5 protein-coding genes are annotated in these 11,548 nt (G+C 39.4%); 3 read left to right on the top strand and 2 right to left on the bottom strand.

The genetic code is table 11. The features are described from left to right. Positions 1 to 139 precede the first annotated feature (139 nt). Both HC176_RS01475 and HC176_RS01480 read right to left on the bottom strand, forming a co-directional pair. Positions 140 to 5,716 carry an alpha-2-macroglobulin family protein gene (locus HC176_RS01475; protein ID WP_167916408.1) on the bottom strand — a complete coding sequence of 1,859 codons (5,577 nt, stop codon included), beginning with the start codon at positions 5,714 to 5,716 and terminating at the stop codon, positions 140 to 142. Between the two features lie 132 nt (positions 5,717 to 5,848). Beyond that, entirely contained in the window at positions 5,849 to 6,886 is a 1,038-nt protein-coding gene (locus HC176_RS01480; RefSeq protein WP_167916409.1) for an isoaspartyl peptidase/L-asparaginase family protein, read from the bottom strand. 119 nt (positions 6,887 to 7,005) lie between these two features. On the opposite strand from HC176_RS01480, the gene amaB reads away from it, so the two are divergent. The 3 genes from amaB (at position 7,006) to HC176_RS01495 (ending at position 11,224) form a co-directional block, all read left to right on the top strand. Further along, positions 7,006 to 8,562: an L-piperidine-6-carboxylate dehydrogenase gene (gene amaB / locus HC176_RS01485; protein WP_167916410.1), complete on the top strand. Its 1,557-nt coding sequence runs from the start codon at positions 7,006 to 7,008 to the stop codon at positions 8,560 to 8,562. 92 nt (positions 8,563 to 8,654) lie between these two features. Continuing rightward, complete coding sequence (locus HC176_RS01490) at positions 8,655 to 10,037, top strand: DUF1800 domain-containing protein (RefSeq protein WP_167916411.1); 1,383 nt, start codon at positions 8,655 to 8,657, stop codon at positions 10,035 to 10,037. A 2-nt stretch (positions 10,038 to 10,039) separates the two neighbouring features. Next, the gene (locus HC176_RS01495; protein ID WP_167916412.1) at positions 10,040 to 11,224 is read left to right on the top strand and encodes a DUF1501 domain-containing protein; all 1,185 of its coding nucleotides are present in this window, start codon (positions 10,040 to 10,042) and stop codon (positions 11,222 to 11,224) included. Positions 11,225 to 11,548 lie beyond the last annotated feature (324 nt).

The following is an 11,548-nucleotide window of genomic DNA, read 5'->3' on the forward strand; positions in this document are numbered from 1 at the left end:
AATAGTGAAGGAGCTGGGTTTGTTTGCTATCTTGTTTTTTATCCTTTAGTTTGTTTTACTCTCAATTTTTACTCTCCTCCTTGCAAGGAGGAGTGGCTTCAGTTTTTCTGAAAAACTGAAGTCGAGGAGGTTCTTTCATTTAATTCTCAACAGTTACCCATTGCCCTTTAGTCCTCACTAAATACTCATTATCATACATCGCTTCGGCTTGAATTCCTGGTAAATAATAGGTTCCTAAATAGGACGCATTCAACATCACGTTAAAGGTTTTGGTACTATGTTTTCCTTTTTTACCTAAATCGAAATAGAAATTCACGCGGTCGTCTCTTATGTCGGTATAACGTGCTTGACTTGTTGTGGTGTCACCAAAATCAGTAAAACGTGTATTGACGATTTCCCAACCAGAAGGGAAAATTTGCGTTAATGCCACATCGTTCACGTTTTCATTTTTAAGATTACTAACGCTAACTGTTGCCACAAAATCCTGACCTTGTTGCAGTTTGTAAACATCAATTTTGTTGCCTTTTAAATCTTTGTATTGCACCGAAACGCTTAATCCGCGTTGTTCTACAATTTCTTCACCTAAAGGTAATTTCCCTGAATTCAGTACACGCACATACACCACATTGTCAATGTTATTGGTGAATGAAAGTGCATTATTGCCGTCAATAACGCTGAGTTCGCGTTGCGCAATGGCGTTTTTGGTGTTTATGGTTTCGGTTTTGCCATTGTTGGTATAGCTTATGTTCAAAGCTTTTCCGCCATTGACTTCTACCATTTTTGCCATAGCCAATAAACTGTATGCTGTGGTTTGGGTACTCATCCAACGATTTCCAGATAGTTCTTTGGCAATGTATTGCGCTAATTCACGCTGTTTTGGATTTTTGGTCAAGACCATAGTTTCTAAAGCCATGGCTCTATTTCTATCTACTGAACCATAAGTGTAATAGTTGTATCGAGGTGGTTGAAAATTAATATTGGCACGTTGTGAAATGCTTTCACTCGCTTCTTTTTGTCCTGCCAAGGCGTATGCTGCTGCCAAACGCCATTTGGCTTCGTTGGAAATTTCGGTAAACTCACGCAAACGGTTCATACTGGCTAAATCGGGTTCGCCAGCCAATGCCAAAGTGTATAATCGGTAGGCTTGCGCTAAATCGGAATTGTAAGTTCTGTAACTTGGTCTCCAATCGCGAGCAGCTTGTTTTTGATAACTTAACCAATTGCTTTTGAAAGTTAGCGGCAACACAAAACCTTTCTTTTCGGCTTCCAGCATAAAATGTCCTGCATAACTCGTGCTCCAATCGTTAGCGGTGTTTTCTCCCATCCAATAACTCATTCCGCCATTTGGCTGCTGAAAATGGGCTAATTTTTTAATGCCATTTTCAATATTGGATTGAATATTTTGCTTTTTATCATAAGTTAAATCGAAAATATCACTCAAGAATAACTGCGGAAATACAGCCGAAGTAGTTTGCTCCAAACAACCGTGAGGATATTGAATTAAATATTGCAGTCTGCGTGAGAAATCCATTGGAGGCAAGGTTGAAAATTCTACCGTTGCACTGTTGGTTCCTGCAACGCCAAAGGTTGAAAAATCCAATGTTTCTGTAGCTTTAGCTTCTAAAGTTTTATCGATAGCTTTTGAAGTAATTGGATTCGGATTCACCACATCCAACTCTACTTTGTAAGTCGATTTTTCACCATTTCCAGTAGCAATGACTTCAACGGTATTGATACCTTTTGCTTTACTGACATCGAGTTCAAAATATGCCATTTGTTCATCGGGTTTTGCAAAACTCAAGTTTTGGGTTTGCGCACCAACTACGGAAATTCCGTCACTTAATTTCAAACTAACATTGACATTTTTTACTTTGTTTTCCATCGCAAAAACAGTCACAGGAAGCGTTACTTTTTCGCCAGGGCTTAATTTCCGCGGAAGCGAAGCCAACACCATCAATGGTTTTTTCACTTGTACGGTTTTGTCGGTGCTTCCGTAAGCTTCTTTGGTATTGTTACCAGCTACAACCATAGTGCGAACCGAACCAATATAATTTGGCAGTTTGATGCTGTGTGTGTTGTTTTTGCCAGCCTTTAAAGTAAAAGGCCCTAAATAGGTAACCACAGGTTTAAAACGGTTGGCTTTTTTGTTTTTTCCAGCCAATGCGCTGCCATCACCACCAATGGCAAATACTTGGTCGATGCTGCCAGAATAAGCGCCAATAACATCGTCGAAAATATCCCAAGTTTTTACGCCCAAAGCTTGACGTTTGTAAAATTCATCCCAAGCATTTGGTGTTTTAAAACGCGTTAAATCTAGCAAGCCTTCTTCCACCATCGCAATAGTGTAAGTCATGGATTTGTTGTTTTTTTCTGAAACCGAAACTTTAAATTCTTGTTCTGGTTTTAACACATCTGGCATTTTTAGTTGAGGTTCCAACTTGGTATTTGGGTCTTCCACCATAATTGGAATGACGCCATACAAACGGATGGGTAAATCGTTTGCCGAAATAGCGTGTGGCTGTAACAACGAAATATTAACGAACACATTTGGCGCCATTATATTGGTTATCGGAACATCCACAACCGTTTCGCCTTGTTGGGTTTTTACCCATCTGTAATCGAGAACTTCAGTACCATTTTCTATACTTACCAAAGCACGTCCTTCGTTACCAGAATTAAAAGTGATTTTTGCCGTTTCGCCAACATTGTACTGTTCTTTATCAGCTGAAAACACTAACATTTTAGCCGCTTCTTTATCGTTTGAAGGTGCTTTTTGCCACCAGTTTTTATAGAAATAAGCAGTTCGTCCTGTGGCATGACCACTTTTTGGGTCAACTACTCTAATGAGGTAACGACCACGTTCATCGTCCGGAATTTTTATGCTGAACGACCCTTTTCCGTTGGCATCGGTATTGACTTTTGTGTCTAAATACGGTCTGTGGTAGGTGCTTGATACGTAACTCGATAGGTTGTCGTAAGAGGAATTCCACCACCAACGCCATTCAATTTTATAGACTTTTACTTCAAGATTGTTACGTTTAATCGGTTTACCTTCTTTATCAACTACAACCACATCAAAGGTTTGGTTTTCATCTGTAAAAAACGAACCGTAGGCATTTCCTTTAGGTGATTTCAATCCAACAAACGACTCATAAGGTGCGTATTGTTTGGCAAACGCGTCCATTGAGAAATTGCCTCCATTTTCAAAAGCGCGCACCAAAAACTGTACATTCAACATGCCTGGAGCATTTTTGCCGACTTCCAATTTTTTGTTGATACTTGCTAAACCTTCGGTATTTACATTGCCTTCAAACACGTTGATTTCTTCGGTGTTGAATTCGCGAGTTGGGTCGTTAAAAACGTAATTGGTATAATTTTTAAATCCTGAATACGATGTACTGAATTTCGCTTTCACTTCGGCTTTTAAGTTTTTTCCAGCAGCTCCGTGAAGCCATTTTACATCTAAAGTTCCGTTAAGCGGTTTGTTGCTGGTTAAAATATCGTTTTCAAAATCGACTTTAAGTTTTAATCGGTTTGGTTTTACGGTTTCAATTTTCAGTCCTTTATGAAATGTTGCACCTCCAACTGAAACTTTGGCGTTGTAATTTCCGGTTTTATCTTCGGTTGATGTTGGTACAGTGAACGTGTAAAAATTGTTGAGGTTATCCGCAGTAATATTTTTGTAAACCAACTTGCCGTTAGGGTCTGTGATTTCCAGTTTTACGGGATGTCCTTTTGGGAGTTTGTTGGCAACATCATTCAACATAAAAGTTAAATGCAGAGTGTCTCCAGGTCGCCACACACCACGTTCGCCATAAATGTAGCCTTTAAGTCCGCGTTGTAACTTATTTCCGGAAACATCAAATTTGCTTAACGACAACGAATTGCCATCAGCCAATTTTATATAGGTTTTGTTGGCACCTTTGGTGACAATGGCAAATGACGCGTGTTTTTCGGCATCAATAGTTACGAGTCCATCTTTGTCGGTAAATAAAGATGCGATTTCCTGTTGTTGAAAGTTGTAGATTTTAACCGACGCATTGGCTTCCGGATTGGTGGTTAAAATATCGGTAACTGCAAAATAGTAGGAGTTGTTGGTGCTTTTTTTGGCAATCACACCCAAGTTTGAACCCAACAGATTTTGAGATACGATACGGTTTTCGTTGTAATACGCTTCGTGACAAGGGTTATCGCGTTCACGCCAATTGTAAGTGTAATTTCTGTATCTGTACGTGAGGTTGTCCCAATATTCTTCTTCCTTTAATTCTTCATCTTCGGTAAAAGTCTCATTGTAATCGCCTTCGTAATAATAGTCTTCTTCGTAGTAATAATCGTCGTATTCATCATCTTCTGCATTGGTAATAGAGGTGCTTGCAGAACAATCATACAACGAATAATTTTTGTTGAAACTCAATTCCACGCGATACATTGCGCCAGCATCAGCCTTAAAATAATGGGATAAATCGATGCTGTAGGCTTTCCATTTTCCGGTGTTTTCGGCAGCAGTTTGTAGTTGAATGGTTTGTTTGGCAATGCGACGACCAACTTTTTTGATATTGTATTCGTTGTTGCTGTTGAGGTTATTATCCTGAAGAAATTGTAGAATATTGTCTTCAAAAATTTTGATGATGCGTACATCAACAGCACTTAAATTTACTGCTTCAAAGTTGAATTTCAATTCTTGTGAATTTGGTAAAATGGTACCATTGCTGATTAATCGAACTTGCGGTTTTAGAGATTCAAAAGCAATACTTTCGGAAAACGGTTTTTTGAGTTTAAAGCCTTCATCGTTGGAAATGCCTTGAAACACATCAACCAGAATATTGCCAACCAGCTTGCTGTCTGGATACACTTTTAGCACATTGCCATCAACAACATATTTTGGATTTTTTACATTTTGGATAGTGACCAATCCGTCAAAGTTTTGCTGTTTTTTTAATGGGTCGGAAAAGTTTATGGAAAGGTATTGTTCAGGCGATTGAATAACATCTACATCAATAATGGTGAAGTTGTTAATCCCAGGAATGGCCACTTTATTTTCGCCTGAATTATCAGCTTTTATAGCTTTTCCGTTCCATTTTACGAGAATTTCGCTGTCCTCAATTTTTCGGTTGATGCTATCAATTCTAAATTCAAAAACTTTTGAACGCGTGTTGTTTTCATTAAAAACAATGGACAGATTTTTTCCGTCTTGAGTGGCTTCAACCAATTTTTTAGCATCTTCTAAATTAATCACATCTGCCGAACGTAAAATAGACTCTAGATACTGCCAGTTTTTGCTGTATGATTGCAGGTTGTTGGTAACGATACTGAAATTTGGCGTGATGGTTTTAAACTGAAAGGTGTAATCTTCAAACCCTTTTGGGATGTTGTCGTAAATCTTGTTCAGCTTTACTGAAACAGTGTATTCTGTTGCAGGTTCTAGAGGTTCATCTGGAGTAAAAATTAGTGTGTGTTTGTTAGCTACTGTTAGTTTTCCTTCGGAATGTGGTGAGATAGATACGATTTTATCAGTAATTTCTTGCCCCATTTCCCAGCCCTCGACATCGTTAGCCAAATTAATTTGAATGGGCTCAACTACCGAAACCAAACCTGATGAGGTGTAACTTATATAATCTCTAAACTTAAAAAGGTTGTCGGTTTCTACTGCTTTTTTTTTGCAGGATGCGACTAGCGTAAGCACAGCTACGATAGCCAAAAATTTTCTTAATGGCATGGTTTGACGAATTAAATTGAAAATGAGCCTCAAGGAAGCGTGAGATGTTTCTTGTTAATAAAGCTACGATTAAATTTTGGCCCTCGGCTTTTTTCAGGTTGTTAAATTGTTCTTAAATTATACCATTTGTTATTAGTCTTTAAACATCCCTACATAAAGTTCGCCGTTATCGTTCATGGTTGCCCTAAACATGCCGGGTGTGTTGAACTCCATAACCATATTGCCGTTTTTGTCAATGGCAATTATGCCGCCAACACCTTGCCCATCGTCGATATTTGGCAGTTTGTTTTGAACGACTTCCTTTGCGGCTTCTTTTAAGGTCAAGTTTTTGTATGCCATCAGTGCCGAAATATCGTAAGCCACCATCCCTCGGATAAAATATTCGCCCCAACCCGTGCTGGACACCGCGCAGGTATTGTTGTTGGCATATGTGCCCGCCCCGATTATGGGCGAATCACCTATGCGTCCCCAGCGTTTGTTGGTCATGCCTCCGGTTGAAGTTCCGGCGGCCAAATTGCCGTTTTTGTCGAGTGCTACACAGCCCACGGTTCCTAATTTTGAAGCTTTTAATTCGTCATCATAAAAAAGTGAAACATCGTTTTTGGTTTTAACGCGTTCCAACGATTTTAGTTTACTTTCGGTGGAAAAATAGCTGGGGTCAACCAGTTCCAAACCTTGTTCTTCGGCAAAAGTTTCGGCGCCTTTGCCCGAAAGCATCACGTGTGGCGATTTTTCCATTACGGCACGTGCTAAATTGATTGGGTTTTTTACGGTTGATGTTCCTGCCGAAGCCCCAGCATTCAAGGTTTTGCCGTCCATAATTGAGGCGTCGTGCTCGTTTGTCCCTTCAAAGGTAAAAACCGCGCCTCGGCCTGCATTAAAGAGTGGTGAATCTTCCAAAATATTGATGGTTTTTTCAACGGCATCGAGACTTGTGCCTCCGTTTTTTAGAATCGTGTGGCCTGTTTTAATGGCTTCTTCCAAAACTTTTCGGTATTCGGTTTCTTTTTCTTCGGACATGTTTTCTCTTAAAATAGTGCCCGCACCACCATGAATGACGATGGAAAAGGATGGTTTTTCGGAAGCTTCCGAAGGCGGTTCGGTTTCCGTTTGTTTTTTGCAGGACATGGCAATCAATAAAAATGAAATCAAATAAAGGTTAAGCTTCATAAAGGAAAGTTTTAAAGGAGATAAAGTTAATGATTTCAATTTTGTTTAAATCCAGTAAAATCGACTTTTAATTGTTATATTCGTAAATAAATCAAATAATAATAAAAAATCAATAATAAATGAAAACGGTTGCCGCTCACTTTGGAATATCTGAAGCACTTGAAGCATTGGGAATTAAGGAAACAAATGAAGGGACTTTAACAGGGTGCGACAGTTTTTCTTCCTCAGGAAGCGTCCTTGAAAGTGTGTCGCCTGTTGATGGGAAACTCATCGGAAGAGTGAAAACAACCACCAACGAAGATTATGAAAAAGTGATGCAAGCGGCTACCTCGGCATTTAAAACTTGGAGAATGGTGCCAGCGCCGCAACGCGGTGAAATGGTGCGGCAATTTGGCGATAAACTTCGTGAAAAAAAGGAAGCGCTGGGAAAATTAGTGTCTTATGAAATGGGAAAAAGCTACCAAGAAGGCTTGGGAGAAGTACAAGAAATGATTGATATCTGCGACTTCGCAGTGGGTTTATCACGTCAGTTACACGGTTTAACCATGCATAGTGAGCGCCCGGGGCATCGTATGTATGAGCAGTATCATCCGCTTGGGGTGGTTGGTATTATTTCTGCATTTAATTTTCCGGTGGCCGTTTGGTCTTGGAACACCGCTTTAGCTTGGGTTTGCGGAGATGTTTGCGTGTGGAAACCAAGTGAAAAAACACCGCTTTGTGGCATAGCTTGTCAAAATATTATTGCCAAGGTACTTAAAGAAAATAATCTTCCGGAGGGCATTTCCTGTTTAATCAATGGCGATTACAAAGTAGGAGAGTTTATGACGAAAGATACTCGAATACCTTTAATATCTGCAACAGGTTCCACTCGAATGGGAAAAATCGTGGCGCAGGAAGTCGCTGGTAGATTAGGAAAAAGTTTATTGGAACTGGGCGGAAATAATGCCATTATAGTAACGCCTGATGCCGATATAAAAATGACGGTTATTGGGGCTGTTTTTGGGGCGGTTGGCACTGCAGGTCAGCGATGCACCTCAACCCGAAGACTGATTATCCACGACAGTATTTATGATAAAGTGAAAAATGCTGTGGTTGATGCTTACAGGCAATTGCGCATTGGAAATCCGTTGGATGAAAACAATCACGTTGGCCCGTTAATTGATACCGATGCTGTAAAAATGTATCAGCAAGCTTTAGAAAAAGTGGTTGAAGAAGGTGGAAAAATTATCGTTGAAGGCGGAGTGCTTTCTGGTGAGGGTTATGAAAGTGGATGCTATGTAAAACCTGCCATTGCCGAGGGTAAGCCTGAATTTAAAATTGTTCAGCACGAAACTTTTGCGCCTATTTTATACTTATTGAAATATTCGGGCGGTGTTGAAAACGCCATTGATATTCAGAACGGTGTGGCGCAAGGATTATCATCTGCCATTATGACCAACAATTTACGTGAAGCCGAGCGTTTTCTTTCTCACGCAGGAAGCGATTGCGGCATTGCGAACGTTAATATTGGCACTTCTGGAGCCGAAATAGGTGGTGCTTTTGGTGGCGAAAAAGAAACGGGCGGTGGTCGCGAAAGTGGCAGCGACGCTTGGAAGGTTTACATGCGCCGCCAAACCAATACTATTAATTATACTACCGAATTGCCATTGGCGCAGGGGATAAAGTTTGATTTGTAAGGTGCTAATTTTTAGCTCGTTTAAACCATTTTAATATCTTCTAGTCTAAAGGGTTATAGAGTCGGTTGTTGGTTTTGTAAAATGTTTAGCCTATGGAAACTTCTCATATTCAGCATTTATATCGTCGGGCGGGTTTCGGTATTTTACCCGAAACATTAAAAGAATTGTCTAAAAATCCCAGAGCGGAAATTGTAGGGAATCTTTTGAGTCAATCTAAATACGTAACACCGCTTGAGGTTGATATTTCGGAACTCAAAACCGCGTTTTCAAGAATGATGGAAGGGCAACCGGATAAGGAAATGCGCCAAAAACTTCAAAAAATAAGTCGCCAAAAGCAAGTAGATCTAAATGTGGCATGGGTAGAACGGCTTAAGCATCCGTCTGAGCTTTTACGAGAAAAAATGACGCTGTTTTGGGCCAATCATTTTGTGTGCGAAGACAATAGTGTGGTGTATATTCAAAAATTCAACAATATACTTCGGATACACGCGCTTGGGAATTTCGGCGATTTTGTAAAGGCTATTTCTAAAGAAGCTGCCATGACCAAATACCTCAATACTAAGCAAAACAAAAAGCAGAGGCCCAACGAGAATTTTGCCCGCGAGCTTATGGAGTTATTTACACTCGGGGTGGGGCATTATTCCGAAAACGATATAAAAGAAAGTGCTCGGGCCTTTACGGGTTACGGCCACAATTTTGTGGGCGATTTTGCTTTTAGAAAGCGTCAGCATGACGAAGGCGTAAAAACCTTTTTAGGTGAAACAGGGCGTTTTACGGGTGATGATATTGTTGACATTATTTTAAGGCAAAAACAGTGTGCCAAGTATGTTTGTCGAAAAATATACCGCTATTTTGTAAACGATGTGATCGATGAAAACCATGTTGCTGAAATGGCTGATGTGTTCTACAAAGATTACAATATTGAGAACCTAATGCGCCATGTTTTTATGGCCGATTGGTTTTATGATGAGGCCAATATTGGCACTAAAATTAAGTCGCCCATCGAATTTTTAGTAGGGTTGAGCAATTTGGTTCCCGTCGAATTTAACAACCACAAGCAGTTGCTTTATCTTCAAAAACTACTCGGACAAATTTTATTGCGCCCGCCCAACGTAGCAGGTTGGAAAGGTGGTAAAAATTGGATTGACAGCAATACCATCGTTTTGCGGTTAAAGTTGCCGTCGTTGTTGTTGAACGGCGCTTACATTTCCAAAACGAAAGCGGGTCGTGAAGATCAGCGAATGGAAATAAAAAAGGAAGCCTTTAAAAACGTTTTTAAAAGAATAAGGGCCGAAAGCGATTGGGAGTATTTCAACACAAATTTCAAGAATGTAAATATTGAAGATTTAGAGCAATATGTCTTGGCCTGCAAGGTGAATCCGGCGGCAAAACAGTATTTAAATAGTTTAGAGAAAGTTTCTAAACAGGAATACTGCGTACAACTTATGTCGTTACCCGAATATCAAATGTGTTAGTTATGGACAGAAGAAAATTTTTAAAACAGTCGTCGTTAGCCAGTAGCCTCTTTTTTGTGCCGAGTTTTGTTCGGGCTTTCGAGGAAGTAGCAAGCAGTAAATTGGGTTATAAGCGTTTGGTAATTGTGCAACTGTCGGGCGGAAACGATGGGTTGAATACCGTCGTGCCTTTCCGGAATGATTTGTATTATAAAGTGCGGCCTACGTTGGGTATTTCTCAAAAAGACATTATAAAATTAAATGATGAAGTAGGCCTGAATAGAAATTTAGCACCGTTGAAACGCTTGTATGATAACGGATATCTCTCCATAATCAACAACGTGGGCTATCCCAACCCGAATCGGTCGCATTTCAGGTCGATGGATATTTGGCAAACGGCAAGTGATTCCGATGAGTATTCTCAAAGTGGATGGATTGGGCGTTACTTGGACGAATATGGAAAACACCCCCATTCGGCAATAGAAATTGATGATAGTTTATCCTTGGCCATGAAAGGCAACCATTTTAATGCTATTGCTACCCAAGACGCCAAAGCCTTGTACAACATGTCTAAAGACCCATTTTTTGATAATATCCACAACAACGATGTGCATTTAAGCGAACATAATCTGGGTTATTTGTACAAATCCATGATTGCGGCCGAATCGTCTGCGAAATATATTTACAAAACGAGCAAAACCGTGCGTTCACGAAAAGAATACCCTAACAACGGTTTTGCCAAACAGTTAAAAATTACGGCACAATTTATTAATTCGCATTTAGATACTAAAGTGTATTATACTTCTTTGGGCGGTTTCGATACGCATGTTAACCAATTGAACAAACAAAACCGATTGCTAAAGACCTACGCCGAAAGTATAGAAGCTTTTGTAGAAGATTTAAAAGCTAATAACACCTTTAAGGACACCTTGATTTTAACGTTTTCAGAGTTTGGCCGTCGTGTAAAACAAAACGCCAGTGTGGGCACAGACCACGGTACCGCAAACAACGTCTTTATAATTGGCAAAAACCTAAAAAAACAAGGCCTGTATAACGCCATGGGCAGTTTAACCGATTTAGATGAAAATGGCGATTTAAAATTCGAAATAGACTTTAGAACAATTTACGCAACGGTTCTAGACAAATGGCTGGAAGTAGATGATGCAAAAGTGCTTAATAAATCATTTAAGCAATTAGGCTTTCTATAATTGAATTGACTTTATTACTTCTGAAGAAATTACATAAATTTAAAAGACACCAACCTTAAAAATATTCCATACAATTAGTAAGTATTATTGTAAACTTATAGTCTTAAAAATTAAAATATAGAGATTAAGATAAAGCACAGAAGAAAACCTTTTTTTAAGAATGTTAATATAGAGAGTATGGAAAGTTTGTTTTTACAGGCAGTATCTCACTAAGTGTGTAAAGTTTAAATATCGAGGGTTGCAACCCTCGATATTTTTTTTTGTTTAATTTTAAATTTTATACACTTATGAAGAAAGAAGATTTTCTGAACGATGATTTTTTAA

Source organism: Tamlana crocina (genome assembly GCF_012037625.1).

Bases quoted from the DNA above. Each gene is read 5' to 3' on its own strand.
- HC176_RS01475 (WP_167916408.1), bottom strand. From the start codon at position 5,716: ATGCCATTAAGAAAATTTTTGGCTATCGTAGCTGTGCTTACGCTAGTC.
- HC176_RS01480 (WP_167916409.1), bottom strand. From the start codon at position 6,886: ATGAAGCTTAACCTTTATTTGATTTCATTTTTATTGATTGCCATGTCC.
- amaB (WP_167916410.1), top strand. From the start codon at position 7,006: ATGAAAACGGTTGCCGCTCACTTTGGAATATCTGAAGCACTTGAAGCA.
- HC176_RS01490 (WP_167916411.1), top strand. From the start codon at position 8,655: ATGGAAACTTCTCATATTCAGCATTTATATCGTCGGGCGGGTTTCGGT.
- HC176_RS01495 (WP_167916412.1), top strand. From the start codon at position 10,040: ATGGACAGAAGAAAATTTTTAAAACAGTCGTCGTTAGCCAGTAGCCTC.